The following is a 16,576-nucleotide window of genomic DNA, read 5'->3' as shown; positions in this document are numbered from 1 at the left end:
AGCTGATGATTATATCAATCGACTCGAATGAGGGAAGGGGAAAAACGAGAAAGGGGGGCGAGCCCCCCTTCCATGTCCATTCCGGCGCCAGGCTCAGGACTCGAGCTGTATCCAGGTGCTCTTGAGCTCCGTATATTTCTCGAGGGCGTGCAGGGACTTGTCGCGGCCGTTGCCCGACTGCTTGAAGCCGCCAAAGGGCATGGTCATGTCGCCGCCGTCCCAGTTGTTGACGAACACGGTACCGGCGCGCAGGGCGCGGGAGCCCTTGATCGCCTTGTTGAGATCTGCGGTCCAGATGGCGGCGGCCAGGCCGTAGTCGGTGTCGTTGCCAAGGGCGATGGCCTCTTCGAGGGTATCGAAGCCGGTGATGGCGAGCACGGGGCCGAAGATCTCCTCCCGAAAGAGGCGCATCTGGGGGGTCACCTCATCGAAGATGGTGGGGGCTATGTAGAAGCCACCGCTCTCCTCCCGGGTGCGCTCGCCCCCCAGCAGCAGCCTGGCCCCCTCCTGCTTGCCTATCTCGATATAGCGCAGTACCTGTTCCATCTGGATGCCATCCACCATGGCGCCGATGCGGGTGGCGGGATCCTGGGGATCCGCCGCGACCCACTCCCTGGCATGGACCAGCAGCCGCTCGATGAAGTCGCTCTTGATGCTGTTTTGCACCAGCAGCCGGGAGGCGGCGGTGCACACTTCCCCCTGGTTGTAGAAGATGGCGGCGGCGGCGCTTGAGGCCGCGGCGTCCAGATCCGGCGCATCCGCCAAGATGATGTTGGGGCTCTTGCCGCCGCACTCCATAAAGGCGCGTTTCAGGTTGGATTTACCGGAGCACTGCACCAGATGCTTGCCGACCCGGGTGGAGCCGGTGAAGGTGATGCAGTCCACATCCATGTGCATGGCGAGCGCCTCGCCCACGGTATGGCCAAAGCCCGGCAGCACGTTGAACACGCCGTCCGGGATGCCCGCCTCTTTCGCGATGCCGGCGATGCGCAGGGCGGTGAGGGGGGATTTTTCCGACGGCTTGAGGATGACGGAGTTGCCGGTGGCGAGCGCCGGGCCCAGCTTCCAGCACGCCATCACCAGGGGGAAGTTCCAGGGGACGATGGCGGCCACCACACCGAGCGGCTCCCGGGTCACCAGAGCCAGGGCGCCCTCCTCGACCGGGGCCACCTCGTCATAGAGTTTGTCGATGGCCTCGCCGTTCCAGGCGATGCAGTTGGCGGCGGCGGGGGCATCGTAACCCATAGCATCCGAGATGGGCTTGCCCATGTCCAGGGACTCCAGCAGCGCCAGCTCGACCCGGTGGAGCCGCATCAGCTCGGCGAAGCGCTGCAACACCAGCTTGCGCTCCTTGGGGGATTGCCCCGCCCAGCGCCTGTCGTTGAAGGCGGCGCGGGCGGCGGCGACCGCCAGCTCGGCATCGGCGGCATCGCAGGCGGCGACGTTGGCCAGCAGCTGGCCATTGGCCGGATTGATGCACTCGAAGGTGGCACCAGTGACCGCATCCCGGTAGCTGCCGTCGATGAACGCCTGGGTGGGGAGGGTCAGCTGGGCCTGTCGGTATTGCCACTGGGCCAGGTTCATATCACTCATGTTCGCTCCTTGAACGTGCAAAGGTCATCCGCGTATCAATATGCTAAACATTTCGCCGCCTGTAAATCCGGCTTGTAACAACTTCTTAAACAGCGGGTGGCCAGGATAGCCGCCGACCCGGATCAGAAGGTGGCCGGTGTGTTGGCGGAGATCAGCACGCACTCCTGCTCGTCGACGTTGCGAAAGCGGTGCGGGGTGCGGCTGTCGAAGTAGTAGCCATCGCCGGCCCCGAGCAGGTGGATCTGCTCGCCTATGGTCACCTCGACCCGGCCCTGGATGACGATGCCGCACTCTTCGCCGTCGTGGCTGAGCATGTCATCGCCGGTGTCGGCGCCGGGGGGCAGTCTCTCCTGCAACATGCCGATGGCGCGATTGGCCCGGCTGTGGCCCACCAGGCGGTAGCTGATGGGGTGGCTGCCGAGATCCGGCATGTCGGCGGCGCGAAAGACCACCTCGGAGTCGAGGGCCGTCTCGTCGGTGAAGAAGCTGGCCAGGGACATGGGAATGCCTTCCAGCACCTTGCGCAGGGAGGCGACCGAGGGACTGACCTGATTTTTTTCTATCTGGGAGATAAAGCCGTTGGTCACCCCCGAGCGCTTGGCGAGTTCGCGCTGGGACAGGGCCGCCTTGGTGCGGACCGCCTTGAGGCGTTGACCTATATCCATCCTTCTGTTCTCCTCGAGTGTTTACTATTATTGAATTTGTGTTAAATATCTTATACCACCCTGGTCGGGGTGACACCATCACTGGGCAGCATAGCGCCCTTTTTTATGGATACAGGTGTTTAATTTAATAGGCGATCACCCTGAGTAGCTAAACACCTTAAGGATGAGGTGACCATGAAAGTTGTCAGTGACATCAATACGCCGGCGGACATGTCCGCCTTCTGGATGCCCTTCACCGCCAACCAGCAGTTCAAGGCGGCGCCACGGATCCTCAAGTCTGCCGAGGGCATGTATTATCGCGCAGAGGATGGCCGCAAGATACTGGATGGCACCGCCGGCCTCTGGTGTTGCAACGCGGGCCATGGCCGACGGGAGATTGCCGAGGCCGTCTCCCAGCAGATCGCCCACCTCGACTTCGCCCCCACGTTCCAGATGGGTCATCCCCTGCCGTTCGAGCTGGCCAACCAACTGGTGGAGATAGCCCCCAAGGGCTTCGGCCACGTCTTCTATACCAACTCAGGCTCGGAATCGGTGGACACGGCCCTCAAGATCGCCCTGGCCTGGCAGCGGGCCCGCGGTCAGGGCACCCGCACCCGGCTCATCGGCCGCGAGCGCGGCTATCACGGGGTGGGCTTCGGCGGCATCTCGGTGGGGGGCATTCCCGGCAACCGCAAGTGGTTCGGCTCCCTGCTCGGCGGGGTGGATCATCTGCCCCACACCCTCAACATCGCCAAGAATGCCTTCACCAGGGGCTTGCCCGAGGAAGATCTCACGCAAGCCGACGAGCTGGAGAAGATCGTCTTCCTCCATGACGCCAGCAACATAGCCGCCGTCATCGTCGAGCCCATCGCCGGCAGTACCGGCGTCATCATGCCTCCCAAGGGTTACCTCAAGCGGCTGCGGGAGATCTGCACCAGGCACGGCATACTGCTGATTTTTGACGAGGTGATCACCGGTTTCGGCCGCCTCGGCTCCCCCTTTGCGGCCCAGGAGTTCGATGTCATCCCCGACATGATCACCTGCGCCAAGGGGCTCACCAACGGCGCCATCCCCATGGGGGCCGTGCTGGTACAGAACCATATCCATGACGACATGATGGCCGCCGGCAAGGGCGCCATCGAGCTGTTCCACGGCTACACCTACTCCGGCCACCCGGTGGCCGCCGCCGCCGGTCTGGCGACCCTGGAGATCTACCGCAACGAGAACCTGCTGACCCGGGCCGCCGAGCTGGCGGGCTACTGGGAGGAGGCGGCCCATTCCCTCAGGGGCTGCAAGCATGTGAAGGATGTGCGCAACTACGGCCTGGTGGCGGGCATAGAGCTGGAATCCATACCCGATGCGCCGGGCAAGCGGGCCTACGAGGTGTTCGTGCGCTGCTTCGAGAAGGGGGCGCTTATCCGGGTGACCGGCGACATCATCGCCCTGTCGCCCCCCCTCATCATCGAACGCAGCGAGATCGACGACCTCTTCACCCTGCTGCAGGACGCCCTGCAGGCCCAGGACTGACCCTTGTCACCCGGGATGACGCCCGCCCTGGGCGCCATCCCTCAGCCCCTTCTCGGCGCGGCAGAGGGAGGAGCAATGACCCATCACGGAGGATTTATGAGTTACAGAATTGACAACTTCATCGACGGCGAGACGAGGGAGAGCCGCAGCGAGCGTTTCGGGGCCATCTTCGATCCGGCCACCGGCCAGCAGCAGGGCACGGTAGCCCTCTCCACCGCCGCCGAGTGTGCCGAGGCGATTGCCAGCGCCGAGGGCGCCTTCGCCGCCTGGTCCCAGACCCCGCCCCTGGTGCGGGCCCGGGTGCTGTTTCGCTTCAAGGAGCTGATGGAGCAGCACAGGGACGAGCTGGCCCGGCTCATCAGTCGCGAGCACGGCAAGGTGTTTTCAGACGCCCAGGGTGAGCTGACCCGGGGGCTGGAGGTGGTGGAGTTCGCCTGCGGCATTCCCCATCTGCTCAAGGGGGAGCACTCCCTCAACGTGGGCCGGGGGGTGGACAGTTACTCCCTGATGCAGCCGGTGGGGGTGTGCGCCGGCATCACGCCGTTCAACTTCCCGGCCATGGTGCCGCTGTGGATGTTCCCGGTGGCCCTGGCCTGCGGCAACACCTTCATCCTCAAACCTTCCGAGAAGGATCCGTCCCTCTCCCTGCGCATGGCCGAGCTGCTCAAACAGGCGGGCCTGCCGGACGGGGTGCTGAACCTGGTCAACGGCGACAAGGAGGTGGTGGACGTGCTGCTGACCGACCCGCGGGTACAAGCGGTCTCCTTCGTCGGCTCCACCCCCATCGCCGAATACATCTATGCCACCGCCTCGGCCCACGGCAAGCGGGTGCAGGCCCTGGGCGGCGCCAAGAACCACATGCTGGTGATGCCGGATGCGGATCTCGATCAGGCGGTCTCCGCCCTGATGGGAGCGGCCTATGGCGCCGCCGGCGAGCGCTGCATGGCGATCTCGGTGGCCCTGGTGGTGGGGGACGAGACCGCCGATGCCCTGGTGGCCAAGCTGGCCCCCCTGGTGGAAACCTTGCGGGTCGGGCCCGGCCTCGGCCAGAGTCCGGAAAACGAGATGGGGCCCCTCATCAGCCGCGAGCACCTGGCCAGGGTGCGCGGCTACGTGGATCAGGGGGTGGCCGAGGGGGCCGAGCTGGTGGTGGATGGCCGGGGCCTGAGCCACGGCGAGGGCTACTTCATCGGCGGCAGCCTGTTCGATCGGGTCGGCCCCGAGATGCGCATCTACCGGGAGGAGATCTTCGGCCCCGTGCTCGCCATCGTGCGGGCGCCTGACTACGAGACGGCCCTGCGCCTCATCAACGAGCACGAGTACGGCAACGGCACCGCCATCTTCACCAGCGACGGCGACACGGCGCGGGACTTCACCACCCGGGTGCAGGTCGGTATGGTAGGGGTGAACGTCCCCATCCCTGTGCCCATGGCGTTTCACAGCTTCGGTGGCTGGAAACGGTCCCTCTTCGGGCCGCTCAACATGCACGGGCCGGATGGGGTACGCTTCTACACCAAGATGAAGACGGTGACCGCCCGCTGGCCCCAGAGCCTGCGCGCCGGCGCCGAATTTTCCATGCCGACCATGAAATAGGGCCCAGGGCCGATTTCGGTCGGCCCCTGATGTGACGCAAAGGAGTGAAGGATGCGACTGGGAATTCTCGATTGTGATCGGTTGGACCCCGAGTTCGAGCAGCAGTTTGGCCGGGTCTATTCCGGGATGTTTATCGAGGGATTCAGGGCCCTGGCGCCCCACCTGGAGTTTCGGGTCTGGTCGGCCCTGGATGGCGAGTTGCCGACCGATCTGGACGAGTGCGATGGCTGGCTCATCACCGGTTCGCGCCACGACGCCTATGGTGATGCCCCCTGGGTGGTGGCGCTGCGGGAGTGGGTGCGCCGGGCAGATGAGGCCAGGGTCAAGCTGGCGGGAGTCTGCTTCGGCCATCAGCTGATCGCCCAGGCCCTGGGGGGCGAGGTAGGCAAGTCCGACAAGGGCTGGGGACTGGGGGTGGCCAGCAATGCCATGCTGGCGAGTGAGCCCTGGATGCAGCCCGGGCTGGACCGGATCCGCATCCTCGCCAGCCATCAGGATCAGGTGATGCGCCTGCCCTCTGGCGGGCGCCGCCTGGCGGGCAATGATTTCTGTCCGAACTTCATGTTTGGCCAGGGGGAGCACATAGTCGCCATTCAGGGCCACCCCGAATTCTCGGTGGACTATGACAGGGCGCTGATCGAGAAGCGGCAGCAGAGTCTGGCGCCGGAACGCTATCAGGCCTTCCTCGCCTCCCTGGAGCAGGAGGTGGACTCCAACATCATGCTGGGCTGGTTGTTGCGATTTTTAGGCATGCTGCCGGCTCGGCCATAGCGGGGCGCCGGCGGGGGACAAGGACGAACGCAGGAGCATCGAGATGATCATTGGCGTACCCAAGGAAATCAAAAACCACGAATACCGCATCGGCATGACCCCCGCCGGGGTGCAGGAGCTGACGGCCCGGGGCCACCAGGTGCTGGTGCAGCGGCAGGGGGGCGAGGCGATCGGCCTGTCCGATGCCGAGTACCAGGGGGCGGGAGCCGAGCTGGTGGCCAGCGCGGCGGAGATCTTCGCCCGGGCCGAGATGATAGTGAAGGTGAAGGAGCCGCAACCGGAGGAGTGCGAGCTGCTGCGCCCGGATCAGCTGCTGTTCACCTACCTGCACCTGGCACCGGATCCGGTGCAGACCCAGCTGCTGGTCCATTCGGGCGCCGTGGCCATCGCCTACGAGACGGTGACCGACGAGCGTGGCGGCCTGCCGCTGCTGGCCCCCATGTCCGAGGTGGCGGGGCGGATGGCGATCCAGGCCGGGGCCCACAGCCTGGAGAAGGCCCAGGGAGGCAACGGCACCCTGCTCGGCGGCGTGCCTGGTGTGGCCCCCGCCCGGGTGGTGGTGCTGGGTGGCGGTGTGGTGGGGATCAACGCGGCGCGCATGGCCCTGGGGCTGGGGGCCGATGTCACCCTGCTCGACAAGTCCCTGCCGCGGCTGCGGGAGCTCGATGGTCTGTTCGGCCCGGCCCTCAAGACCCTCTACTCGACCCGGGTCAACATCGAGGCCTGCCTGGCCCAGGCGGATCTGGTGATCGGCGCCGTGCTGATCCCGGGGGCGGCGGCGCCCAAGCTGCTGACCCGCGCCATGCTGGGACTGATGCGCAAGGGCTCTGTGCTGGTGGACGTGGCCATCGATCAGGGGGGCTGCTTCGAGACCTCCCACCCCACCACCCACGAAGAGCCGACCTATGTGGTGGATGGCATCATCCACTACTGCGTGGCCAACATGCCGGGGGGGGTGGCGCGCACCGCTACCTTCGCCCTCACCAATGCCACCCTGCCGTTCGTGCTGGCGCTGGCGGACAAGGGCTATGTCCAGGCGCTCAAGGAGGACAAGCACCTGAGGGCCGGCCTGAACGTGTTCAAGGGCAGGGTGACCCAGCAGGCGGTGGCCCAGGCGCTGGGCTACGAATACGCCAGCGCCGAGTCGGTACTGGGCTGAGCCGGTCGCGGCGAAAGCTTGAGCGGGTTCACAAACCCCGCCATCCCCGGGAGGGCCGTCATGGCCCTTTCTCTTTATAATGAGCCTTCGCTCTCCCGGAGGTTTCCCCATGTCCCGCATCCTGCTGCTCGCCAATCTCAACTGTGACCACGTGCTCTCCCTCTCTGAACCCCTGGTGGCCGGGGCCCGCCTGCACTACGTGGATCAGGGGCGACGGCTGGGGGGCGGCGCCGCCAATACCGGCATAGGGCTGGTGTGGGCCGGGCACCAGGTCGCCATCGCCTCGCGCATCGGCCTGGACGAGACCGGCGACTGGCTGCTGGCCGAGGCCCGCGGCCACGGCCTGGATTGCCAGCATGTGGAGCGGTTTGGCGGCGAGACCGGCGAGCTGCTCATCCTGGTGGATGCCACCGGGGAGCGCACCATATTGCGCCAGCCCCGCCGCCCGGATCTGCCGGGCCAGCTGCCCCAAAGCGGGGTGGACTGCCTCTATGTGAACTACCCGGGAGGCGCGGTGGCCCAGTACATGACCGCCATGCTGGAGCAGTGCCTGGTGGTGGCCCAATATCCCAAGGGGGGCAAGCACCCCAGGCCCTGTCACCTGCTGGTGGCGTCGCGCTCCGATCTGGGGGAGCTGGCCGACCCCTGGGCCCATGCCCTGACCCTGGCCGGTGACAAGTTGCAGTGGCTGGTGCTGACGGAGGGCAAGGAGGGGGCGGTCGCCATCCATGGCGAGGAGCGGATCCGGGTGGCGGCCCGTCCCGTCTCCGTGGTGGATACCACGGGGGCGGGGGATGCCTTCGCCGCCGGGCTGATCCATGGCCTGGCCCGGGGCATGGCCATGGCGGATGCGCTGCAATGCGCGGTGGACTGGGGCGCCTTCGCGGTCGCCAGCCAGAGCTCCATCCCCTCCCAGGCCTTGAAGAGCTGGCTGGCCCAGGGTCACTGAGGCCGCGCCGCCCGATCCGGGGCCGGGATCCCGGGGGTTTCACCTCCCTTTACCCTCGCGCCTCCTTGCGCCGATTGCTGCTGAAAGCGGGGCAAACGACGGCACAAGTCGGCAAGTTTGCGATCAATCAAAGAAAGTGTCGATTTATGTGCATCTTCATCGACACCCGCAGCGGCTGCTCTTAACCTTGGAGCCTCAACCTCAGGGAGCCCGGTCCCGACCGCCGTCTCCCTCCGGTCTCTTTGTCCGATTTCCGGCTGTAGTGAGAGGCAGAACCAGCATGCAACTGACCCGTTTTACCGACTATGCCCTGCGCACCCTGACCTTCCTGGCATTGCAGCCGGCGGATCGGCTGTCGACCATCACAGAGGTGGCCGACACCTTCGCCATCTCCCGCAATCACGTGGTCAAGATAGTGCATCAGCTCGGCCTCAAGGGGTACATAGAGACGGTGCGCGGCAAGCATGGCGGCATTCGTCTCGGCCGCGCCGCCGTCTCCATCAACCTGCGGGACGTGGTGATGGACATGGAGAACATCCTCTGCCCCGCCTACTGCAAGACGGACAACTGCCGCCTGGCCGGCGGCTGCCGCATCCAGGGCATATTGCGCAAGGCGATGAACGCCTTCCTCGAGGTGTTGGGGGAGTACACCCTGGCCGATGTGGTGAGCGATCCGACCCGGCTCTGTCACCTGCTGGGGCTGGAGCAGGATCAGCTGCTGGTGGTGGGCTGAAACGGGCCGCCGCTGGAAGAGAGAGAAGGGGCCTGCGGGCCCCTTCTGCCGTCTGTGGGGTCAGGGCTGGCGCACCAGGCTGATGGCGCCATAGACGCAGGCGAGGCCGCAGGCGCCGCAGCCATCGCAGGCGACCATGTTGACCGTGACCCCCTCAGGGGCCGCCTTGATCGCCTGGCGGGGACAGGCGTCCTCGCACAGCAGGCAGTAGAAGCCCTGACGGGCCTGGCAGCTAGCCTCTATCCTGACCCGGGTCTGCACCTGGCGGCCGTAGCGCAGGTCGAGGGCGCCGCTCGGACAGGCCCTGGCGCAGCTGCCACAGTAGCTGCACTGGCCACAGGCGAGATCCAGCACTGGGGTGCCGGCCACCGGGCTGCCCAGGTATTCGGCGCCGCCAGCCCCCTTGATGAGCCCCCGTGGGCAGGCCTGGCGGCAGCGATCGCAGCGCTGGCAGAGGGCGAGAAACTGGGACTCCTCGATGGCCCAGGGGGGGCGGGCCTCGCGGCAGTCGATGGTCCGGGGCCGACGCCTGGCCCAGAGCCGCGTCAGCCGTCGACAGAGTGCATGGGCCATGCTGGCCTCCTGATACCCAATAGGGGGTAATTCTATGGCCATAATGCCGCACAAGCCAGCGGAACCCGCACGGCAGGATCGCAAGGCCAGGCCCCCTTGTGTAAGCTAGGCGAGTCTTTTTTGCTGGGCTGACTCTATGTGGTTATTTCTGTGGCGGGCCTCCCTGCTCTATGTCTTCCCCCTGCTGATGTGGGGTTACTGCCGGTTCAAGGGGATCGGCTTCGATGAGCTGGATACCGGCGTCAATGGCCACAAGTGGGTGGTGCTGTCGTCCTATCTGCTCTACGTGGTGCTCTGGCTGCTGATCAATCGCTATCTGCTGCTGTTCCTGCGCCAGCGGGGCCGGCGATGATGGCATCGCTGACCTGGCTCTGGCTTGGCGGCGCCGGGCTGCTGGCCGTGGGGCTTGGCTGGCTGTGGGGGCGCCATGGAGCCCAGGCCCTGGCTCAGGAGCTGGCCCTGAGTCGGGAGCGCGCCGAGACCTGGCAGGAGCGTCTCGCCGAGCTGCAGGATCAGCAGCTGCGGGATCAGGAGAAGCTGGAGCAGCAGCAACACTTCGTCATCAAGCTCACCGCCCGCCTCAAGGACGCCGAGGCGACCCTGCGCAGCGAGCGCATTGCCAGCGCCGAGAAGCTGGCGTTGCAACAAGAGGCTGAAGCGCGCCTCGGCCAGCAGTTCGAGAACCTCGCCAATCGCATCTTCGAACAGAACTCGGGTAATTTCCGTGAACTGAACCAGCACAGCCTGGACAACCTGCTCGGCCCGCTCAAGGAGCAGCTGGAGGGGTTTCGCCGCCAGGTGGGGGAGACCCACGCCCAGGAGACGGCCCAGCGCCACAGCCTCAAGTTCGAGCTGGAGCGCCTGGCCGAACTCAACGCCCGCATGACCGAAGAGGCGGCGGCCCTGACCCGCGCCCTCAAGGGGGACAGCAAGCAGCAGGGCAACTGGGGCGAGGTGGTGCTGGCCCGCATCCTCTCCGAGTGCGGCCTGCGGGAGGGGCACGAATACCAGACCCAGGTCAGCCTGGAGACCGACAAGGGCAAGCGCTATCAGCCCGACGTCATCGTCCATCTGCCTCAGGGCAAGGACATCATCATCGACGCCAAGGTGTCCCTGACCGCCTACGAGCGCTGGTACAACAGCGATGACGAGCTGGGGCGGGCGGTGGCGCTCAAGGAGCACGTCGCCTCGGTGCGCAACCACATCCGCGAGCTGGGTCGCAAGGATTACCAGCAGCTGCCCGGGGTGCGCACCCTGGACTATGTGCTGATGTTCGTGGCGGTGGAGCCCGCCTTCCTGGCGGCGCTGGAGGCGGATCCTGCCCTGGTGCGCTTCGGCCTGGAGCACAACATACTGCTGGTGAGCCCCACCAACCTGATGGTGGCGCTGCGTACCATAGAGAACCTGTGGCGCTACGAGCGCCAGAACCAGAATGCGCGGCAGATCGCCGAGCGGGCCGGGCGCCTCTACGAGAAGCTGCGGCTGTTCGTGGAGGAGATGCAGCAGCTGGGTGGCAGCCTGCACAAGGCTCAGGAGAGCTACGACAAGGCCATGGGTCGCCTGGCCAGCGGCCGCGGCAACCTGATCGCCCAGGCCGAGCGCTTTCGCGAGCTGGGGGTGGAGGTGACCAAGACCCTGCCCGAGCCCCTGGTCAATCGCGCCCTGGAGCGTGAGGAGTCCGGCGACTGAGGCGGATGCGGGGGATGGCAAGACGACAAGGGCAGCCGCGGGCTGCCCTTGTCGTTGCGATGGGCGTCACTGCTTCCAGAAGGAGGGGAAGAAGATCACCGCCACCGTCAGGATCTCGAGCCGCCCCAGCAACATGCCGAAGGAGAGCAGCCACTTGGCGACGTCCGGCAGGGCGGCGAAGTTGCTGCTCGGCCCGATCAGGGGGCCCATGCCCGGACCCACGTTGGCCACCGCCGTGATGGCCCCCGAGATGGCGCTCAGGGGATCCAGCCCTATCACCGCCAGCAGGGCGGCGATGAGCAGTATGATGGCGAAATAGGCCAGCACGAAGGAGATCATGGAGCGGATGATGGCGTCGTTGACCGGACGGCCGTTGTACTTCTGCGGGAAGACCGCGGAGGGGTGCATCAGCTGGCGCATCTGCTTCTTGAACAGGGCGAAGGCCACCTGGACCCGGAAGATCTTCAGCCCCCCGGAGGTGGAGCCGGAGCAGGCCCCGAGCAGCATGATGAAGATGAACAGCAGGCTGGTGAGGGAGCCCCAGGTGCCGAAATCGCCGAGGCCGTAGCCCGTGGTGGTGAGCACGGAGACGATGTTGAAGCTGCTGATGCGCAAGGCATCCATGAAATCGAAGGTGCCACGATGCCAGAGGTAGAGCGTCATGATGAGGGTGACCCAGACCACCAGCCAGAAGAAGCCGCGCACCTGGGCGTCGCGCAGCAGGCTGGCATCGCGCCGGGAGAGGCTCTGCACATAGAGCAGAAAAGGCAGGCCGCCGAGGAACATGAAGAGGGTGCCAATCCAGTGGGCGGCATGGGAGAAGTGGGACATGGATTGATCCGAGGTGGAGTAGCCCCCGGTACTGAGAGTGGTCATGGCATGGTTGACCGCCTCGAACAGCGTCATGCCGCTCACCCAGTAGGCGAGGAAGCAGAGCATGGAGAGCACCAGATAGACCTGCACTATGTTCTTGGCCACCGTCTTGGCGCGGGGGGCGCTCTTGTCTGACCAATCCGAGCTCTCGGTCTGGAACAGCTTCATGCCCCCCACGTTGAGGTAGGGCAGCACGGCCACCGCCATCACGATGAAGCCCACTCCCCCCAGCCACTGCAGGATGGAACGCCACAGCAGTATGCTGTGGGCCATGCCGTCGAGCCCGGACAGCACGGTGGAGCCCGTGGTGGTCACCCCCGACATGGTCTCGAAGTAGGCGTCGGCGAAGCCGATGTGGTTGATGAAGACGAAGGGGAGGGCGCCAAACAGGCAGGCCACGCCCCAGACGGAGGTGGTGAGCAGGAACATCTCCCGCACCCCGAGCCTAAATTCCGCCTTGCGCCCGTAGTGCAGGCACCAGAAGGCGGCGAGGTGAGTGATGACCACCGACTGCAGAAATTCGACGAAGCCTTCCGATCCGGTCAGCAGGGCGAGCAGGGTAGGCAGCCACATGAAGAGGGCGAGCTTGGAGAGTACCAGCCCCAGGGTGAACACGATGGGACGCAGCTTGATCATGATGCTCGGCCTGGTTGTTGATGAGAGAAGCAGGGAGCGCCACCGCTGGCGCTGTTCCCTGGCTTGTCAGTCCGATGAATCCGCATGGTGGCGTTACAGGAAGAAGGGACTTGGCTGGAACAGCCGTTCCACTTCCTGTATGTACTTCTTGTCCACCAGGAACATGACCACGTGGTCATCTTGCTGGATCTCGGTGCGATCGTGGGCGATCAGTACCTCTTCACCGCGCACTATGGCGCCTATGGTGGTACCGGGCGGCAGCTTGAGCTCACCCACCGTCTTGCCCACCACCTTGGAGGTGTTCTCGTCGCCATGGGCGATGGCCTCGATGGCCTCGGCCGCCCCGCGGCGCAGGCTGTAGACGTTGGCGATGTCGGCCCGGCGCACATGGGTCAGCAGGGCCGAGATGGTGGCCTGCTGGGGCGAGATGGCGATATCGATGGAGCCGCCCTGCACCAGATCCACGTAGGCGCCGCGCTGGATCAGCACCATGGTCTTCTTGGCGCCCATCTTCTTGGCGAGCAGGGCCGACATGATGTTGGCCTCGTCCTCGTTGGTGACCGAGATGAAGACGTCGATCTGGTCGATGTGCTCCTCGGCCAGCAGCTCCTGATCCGCGGCATCGCCGCAGAAGACGATGGTGTTCTCCAGCAGTTCGGAGAGCTGCTCCGCCCGCTTCTGGTTGCGCTCGATAAGCTTGACGCTGTAACGCTTCTCCAGCTGGCGGGCGAGGCCGGCGCCTATGTTGCCGCCGCCGACGATCATGATGCGGCGATAGGGGCTCTCGAGCCGTTGCAGCTCCGACATCACGGCGCGGATATGGCCGGCGGCGGCGACGAAGAACACCTCGTCATCGGCCTCTATGATGGTGGTGCCCTGGGGACGGATGGAGCGGCCCTGGCGGAAGATGGCGGCCACCCGGGTCTCGATGTTGGGCATGTGCTCGCGCAGGCTGGAGAGGGCGTTGCCCACCAGGGGGCCGCCGTAGTAGGCCTTGACCGCCACCAGGCCCACCTTGCCGCCGGCGAAGTCCACCACCTGCAGGGCGCCGGGATACTCGATGAGGCGGCGCACATAGTCGGTCACCAGCTGCTCGGGGGCGATCAGGTGATCCACCGGCACGGATTCCGGCAGGAACAGGCGATCCCGCTCCACCAGATAGGCGGGGGAGCGAATGCGGGCCACCTTGTTCGGGGTGTTGAACAGGGAGTAGGCGATCTGGCAGGCGATCATGTTGGTCTCGTCACTGTTGGTGACGGCCACCAGCATGTCCGCATCCTGGGCGCCCGCTTCGCGCAGCACCTTGGGGTGGGCGCCATGACCATTGACCACCCGCAGGTCGAACTTGTCCTGCAACTCCCGCAGGCGGTCGCTGTCGGTGTCGACCAGGGTGATGTCGTTGTTTTCCCCGGCCAGGTTCTCGGCCAGGGTGCCGCCCACCTGGCCGGCTCCCAAGATGATGATTTTCATAGGGAACGCTTGCTCACATGCAGAGAGAAGAGGAGGCCATCGGCCTGGCCAATGATGCCCGTCATGGCTGAACTTTTACCAGCTTGGCGTAGTAGAAGCCATCCATGCCCGCCTCGCCAGGGAGGAACTGGCGGCCCGGACAGGCCGGGGTATCCTGCGGGTGCAGCGGGATCAGGTGGGCGTCCGGGGTGGCCGCCAGGAAGGCGCGCACCTGGTCGCGGTTCTCCTCGGGCAGCACGGAACAGGTGGCGTAGAGCAGGGTGCCGCCGGCCTTGAGTCGGGGCCAGAGCGCAGCCAGGATGCGGCCCTGCAGCTCGGCCAGCTCGCGGATGTCCTGATCCCGGCGCAGCCACTTGATGTCGGGATGGCGGCGGATCACGCCGGTGGCGGAGCAGGGGGCATCGAGCAGGATGCGATCGAACTGGCCTTCTGGCCACCACTGCTCGGGGGCGCTGGCATCCCCGTGGATGAGCCTGGCCTTGAGGCCGATGCGATCCAGGTTCTCCTGCACCCGGGTGAGGCGCTGCTGGTCGGCATCGACGGCCACCACGCCGGCCAGATCGGGCTGGCGCTCGAGCAGGTGCGCCGTCTTGCCGCCCGGGGCGGCGCAGGCGTCCAGTATCCACTCCCCCGGCTGGGGGTCGAGCAGCTGGGCGGCCAGCTGGGCGGCACCATCCTGCACCGAGCAGTCGCCGGCCTCGAAGCCGGGCAGCTTGGTCACGTCGCAGGGGCGTTCGAGCAGGATGCAGTCCGCCCCCTCTTCACCGGCGACGGCATGGATGTCGGCCTCGGCCATGCGGGCCAGCATCTGCTCGCGGCTCTGGCGCTGGCCGTTGTTGCGGATCCACATGGGGGGGCGCTGGTTGTTGGCCTCCATGATGAATTCCCAATCGTCGGGATAGGCCTGGCGCAGGCGCTTGGTGAGCCACTCAGGGTGACCGAGGCGGGTGCTGGGTACCCGGTCGATGCGGGCCAGTATCACCTCGGCGCTGCGCTGGAAGTTGCGCAGCACCCCGTTGATCAGGCCGCGCAGTGAGCTGCCCTTGAGCAGCTTGACCGCATTGACGGTCTCGGCCACGGCGGCGTGGGCGGGAATGCGGGTGTAGATGAGCTGGTAGAGGCCGACCAGGATCAGATAGTGGAAGATGCGGCTCTTGTTCTTGAGCGGCTTGTCCATCATCTCGCCCACGGCGGCGTCCAGGCGCGGCATCCAGCGCAGGGTGCCGTAGCAGAGTTCTTGCAGGAGGGGGCGATCGCGAGGCGCCACCTTCTCCTGGGCAGCAGGCAGAACGGCGGAGAGGGAGAGCCCCTGATCCAGCACCTGCTGGATGACGAGGGCGGCCTGTGCACGTGTTTTCATAGTCTTACCTTAGATGCGCAAGTCGGGGCCCGGGCCCCGCTTGTTTCGATTCAATCCCGCTCAAACCAGTTGGGTGCCGGGTACAAACCAGTCGCGGCGAGAGTTGAGCAGGTCCAGCGCCGCCATGGCCTTCTTGCCGGGAGGCTGCAGGGTCAGCAGGCGCAGCACGCCCTTGCCGGTGGCCACCTCTATTCCTTGCCTGTCGGCCTTGAGCAGGGTGCCGGCGGCTTGGCCATGGTCGCTGTCGATGACTTGCGCCTGCCACAGCTTGATGGTCTGTCCCGCCACCTCGAACCAGCTGATGGGCCAGGGATTGAAGGCGCGAACGCAGCGCTCGATGGCGGCGGCATCCATCGACCAGTCGATGCGCGCCTCCTCCTTGGAGAGCTTCTCGGCGTAGTTGGCCAGGGCATCGTCCTGGGGCTCGGCGGCGGTGTCACCGGCCGCCATGGCGTTGACGGTGTCGACCAATGCCTGGGGGCCCAGCTCGGCCAGCTTGTCATACAGGCTGGCGGAGGTCTCATCACTGGCGATGGGGCAATGAGCCTTGCGGATCATGGCGCCCGTGTCCAGCCCGACGTCCATCTGCATTATGGTGACGCCGGTTTCGCTGTCACCCGCCCAGATGGCGCGCTGGATCGGGGCCGCGCCGCGCCAGCGGGGCAGCAGGGAGCCGTGGACGTTGATGCAGCCAAGGGGCGGGGTGTCGAGCACCACCTTGGGCAGGATCAGGCCGTAGGCCACCACCACCATGAGGTCGGCCCCCAGGGCTTGGAGCTCGGCCTGGGCCGCTTCGTTGCGCAGGGAGGCGGGTTGATGGACGGGCAGGTTGTGGGCCAGGGCCAGCTCCTTGACCGGGCTGGCGCTGAGCTTCTGACCACGGCCGGCAGGCTTGTCGGGCTGGGTATAGACGGCGACAACCTCATGGCCGGAAGACAACAACGCCGCCAGATGACGGGCGGCGAAGTCGGGAGTACCGGCAAAAATCAGTTTCAATTTCTTCAAG

At 65.9% G+C, this 16,576-nt stretch carries 15 protein-coding genes; 8 read left to right on the top strand and 7 right to left on the bottom strand.

Annotated elements, in window-relative coordinates:
* Nucleotides 1-93 precede the first annotated feature (93 nt).
* Entirely contained in the window at nucleotides 94-1,593 is a 1,500-nt protein-coding gene (locus tag ACW5W4_RS10055; RefSeq protein WP_456689260.1) for an aldehyde dehydrogenase, read from the bottom strand.
* A 122-nt stretch (nucleotides 1,594-1,715) separates the two neighbouring features.
* The gene (locus tag ACW5W4_RS10050; RefSeq protein WP_041999052.1) at nucleotides 1,716-2,258 is read right to left on the bottom strand and encodes a cupin domain-containing protein; all 543 of its coding nucleotides are present in this window, start codon (nucleotides 2,256-2,258) and stop codon (nucleotides 1,716-1,718) included.
* 174 nt (nucleotides 2,259-2,432) lie between these two features.
* On the opposite strand from ACW5W4_RS10050, the gene ACW5W4_RS10045 reads away from it, so the two are divergent.
* From ACW5W4_RS10045 to ACW5W4_RS10020, 6 genes are all read left to right on the top strand, one after another.
* On the top strand, nucleotides 2,433-3,764 hold the full coding sequence (locus ACW5W4_RS10045) for an aminotransferase class III-fold pyridoxal phosphate-dependent enzyme (protein ID WP_456689259.1): 1,332 nt from the start codon (nucleotides 2,433-2,435) through the stop codon (nucleotides 3,762-3,764).
* A 96-nt stretch (nucleotides 3,765-3,860) separates the two neighbouring features.
* On the top strand, nucleotides 3,861-5,357 hold the full coding sequence (locus tag ACW5W4_RS10040; protein WP_456689258.1) for a CoA-acylating methylmalonate-semialdehyde dehydrogenase: 1,497 nt from the start codon (nucleotides 3,861-3,863) through the stop codon (nucleotides 5,355-5,357).
* Nucleotides 5,358-5,408: 51 nt separating this feature from the next.
* Nucleotides 5,409-6,128 carry a glutamine amidotransferase-related protein gene (locus tag ACW5W4_RS10035; RefSeq protein ID WP_408796853.1) on the top strand — a complete coding sequence of 240 codons (720 nt, stop codon included), beginning with the start codon at nucleotides 5,409-5,411 and terminating at the stop codon, nucleotides 6,126-6,128.
* Between the two features lie 43 nt (nucleotides 6,129-6,171).
* Nucleotides 6,172-7,287 carry an alanine dehydrogenase gene (ald, locus tag ACW5W4_RS10030; protein ID WP_456689257.1) on the top strand — a complete coding sequence of 372 codons (1,116 nt, stop codon included), beginning with the start codon at nucleotides 6,172-6,174 and terminating at the stop codon, nucleotides 7,285-7,287.
* Nucleotides 7,288-7,396: 109 nt separating this feature from the next.
* A complete protein-coding gene (locus ACW5W4_RS10025) occupies nucleotides 7,397-8,236 on the top strand; it encodes a PfkB family carbohydrate kinase (protein WP_456689256.1) in 840 nt (279 codons plus the stop codon).
* Nucleotides 8,237-8,516: 280 nt separating this feature from the next.
* Complete coding sequence (locus ACW5W4_RS10020) at nucleotides 8,517-8,969, top strand: Rrf2 family transcriptional regulator (protein ID WP_456689255.1); 453 nt, start codon at nucleotides 8,517-8,519, stop codon at nucleotides 8,967-8,969.
* 60 nt (nucleotides 8,970-9,029) lie between these two features.
* Here ACW5W4_RS10020 and ACW5W4_RS10015 read toward each other — a convergent pair whose 3' ends face one another.
* Complete coding sequence (locus tag ACW5W4_RS10015) at nucleotides 9,030-9,542, bottom strand: 4Fe-4S dicluster domain-containing protein (protein WP_427262302.1); 513 nt, start codon at nucleotides 9,540-9,542, stop codon at nucleotides 9,030-9,032.
* Between the two features lie 136 nt (nucleotides 9,543-9,678).
* Here ACW5W4_RS10015 and ACW5W4_RS10010 point away from each other — a divergent pair, with 136 nt between their 5' ends.
* Nucleotides 9,679-9,894: a hypothetical protein gene (locus ACW5W4_RS10010; protein ID WP_041999074.1), complete on the top strand. Its 216-nt coding sequence runs from the start codon at nucleotides 9,679-9,681 to the stop codon at nucleotides 9,892-9,894.
* Nucleotides 9,891-11,231 (top strand): DNA recombination protein RmuC, encoded by a 1,341-nt coding sequence (gene rmuC, locus ACW5W4_RS10005; RefSeq protein ID WP_456689254.1) that lies wholly within the window; start codon nucleotides 9,891-9,893, stop codon nucleotides 11,229-11,231. Before ACW5W4_RS10010 ends, rmuC begins: the two co-directional genes overlap by 4 nt.
* Before the next feature lie 66 nt (nucleotides 11,232-11,297).
* Here the strand turns inward: rmuC and ACW5W4_RS10000 are convergent, their stop codons facing one another.
* The 4 genes from ACW5W4_RS10000 to fmt all read right to left on the bottom strand — a co-directional run bounded on the left by ACW5W4_RS10000 (nucleotide 11,298) and on the right by fmt (nucleotide 16,575).
* Nucleotides 11,298-12,740, bottom strand: coding sequence for a TrkH family potassium uptake protein (locus tag ACW5W4_RS10000; protein ID WP_427262300.1), 1,443 nt, complete (start codon nucleotides 12,738-12,740; stop codon nucleotides 11,298-11,300).
* 93 nt (nucleotides 12,741-12,833) lie between these two features.
* Entirely contained in the window at nucleotides 12,834-14,210 is a 1,377-nt protein-coding gene (gene trkA / locus ACW5W4_RS09995; RefSeq protein WP_427262299.1) for a Trk system potassium transporter TrkA, read from the bottom strand.
* A gap of 61 nt (nucleotides 14,211-14,271) precedes the next feature.
* Nucleotides 14,272-15,570 carry a 16S rRNA (cytosine(967)-C(5))-methyltransferase RsmB gene (gene rsmB / locus ACW5W4_RS09990; protein WP_456689253.1) on the bottom strand — a complete coding sequence of 433 codons (1,299 nt, stop codon included), beginning with the start codon at nucleotides 15,568-15,570 and terminating at the stop codon, nucleotides 14,272-14,274.
* Nucleotides 15,571-15,630: 60 nt separating this feature from the next.
* A complete protein-coding gene (fmt, locus tag ACW5W4_RS09985; RefSeq protein WP_456689252.1) occupies nucleotides 15,631-16,575 on the bottom strand; it encodes a methionyl-tRNA formyltransferase in 945 nt (314 codons plus the stop codon).
* Nucleotide 16,576 lies beyond the last annotated feature (1 nt).

It is taken from the genome of Aeromonas crassostreae (assembly GCF_054052445.1).
The sequence above is the reverse complement of the archived record's forward strand: the minus strand, read 5'-3'. Positions and strand labels throughout refer to the sequence as shown.

Bases quoted from the DNA above. Each gene is read 5' to 3' on its own strand.
- ACW5W4_RS10035 (WP_408796853.1), top strand. From the start codon at position 5,409: ATGCGACTGGGAATTCTCGATTGTGATCGGTTGGACCCCGAGTTCGAG.
- ACW5W4_RS10025 (WP_456689256.1), top strand. From the start codon at position 7,397: ATGTCCCGCATCCTGCTGCTCGCCAATCTCAACTGTGACCACGTGCTC.
- rsmB (WP_456689253.1), bottom strand. From the start codon at position 15,570: ATGAAAACACGTGCACAGGCCGCCCTCGTCATCCAGCAGGTGCTGGAT.
- ACW5W4_RS10000 (WP_427262300.1), bottom strand. From the start codon at position 12,740: ATGATCAAGCTGCGTCCCATCGTGTTCACCCTGGGGCTGGTACTCTCC.
- ACW5W4_RS10050 (WP_041999052.1), bottom strand. From the start codon at position 2,258: ATGGATATAGGTCAACGCCTCAAGGCGGTCCGCACCAAGGCGGCCCTG.
- ACW5W4_RS10055 (WP_456689260.1), bottom strand. From the start codon at position 1,593: ATGAGTGATATGAACCTGGCCCAGTGGCAATACCGACAGGCCCAGCTG.
- rmuC (WP_456689254.1), top strand. From the start codon at position 9,891: ATGATGGCATCGCTGACCTGGCTCTGGCTTGGCGGCGCCGGGCTGCTG.
- ACW5W4_RS10015 (WP_427262302.1), bottom strand. From the start codon at position 9,542: ATGGCCCATGCACTCTGTCGACGGCTGACGCGGCTCTGGGCCAGGCGT.
- ACW5W4_RS10045 (WP_456689259.1), top strand. From the start codon at position 2,433: ATGAAAGTTGTCAGTGACATCAATACGCCGGCGGACATGTCCGCCTTC.
- ACW5W4_RS10040 (WP_456689258.1), top strand. From the start codon at position 3,861: ATGAGTTACAGAATTGACAACTTCATCGACGGCGAGACGAGGGAGAGC.
- ACW5W4_RS10020 (WP_456689255.1), top strand. From the start codon at position 8,517: ATGCAACTGACCCGTTTTACCGACTATGCCCTGCGCACCCTGACCTTC.
- ACW5W4_RS10010 (WP_041999074.1), top strand. From the start codon at position 9,679: ATGTGGTTATTTCTGTGGCGGGCCTCCCTGCTCTATGTCTTCCCCCTG.
- ald (WP_456689257.1), top strand. From the start codon at position 6,172: ATGATCATTGGCGTACCCAAGGAAATCAAAAACCACGAATACCGCATC.
- trkA (WP_427262299.1), bottom strand. From the start codon at position 14,210: ATGAAAATCATCATCTTGGGAGCCGGCCAGGTGGGCGGCACCCTGGCC.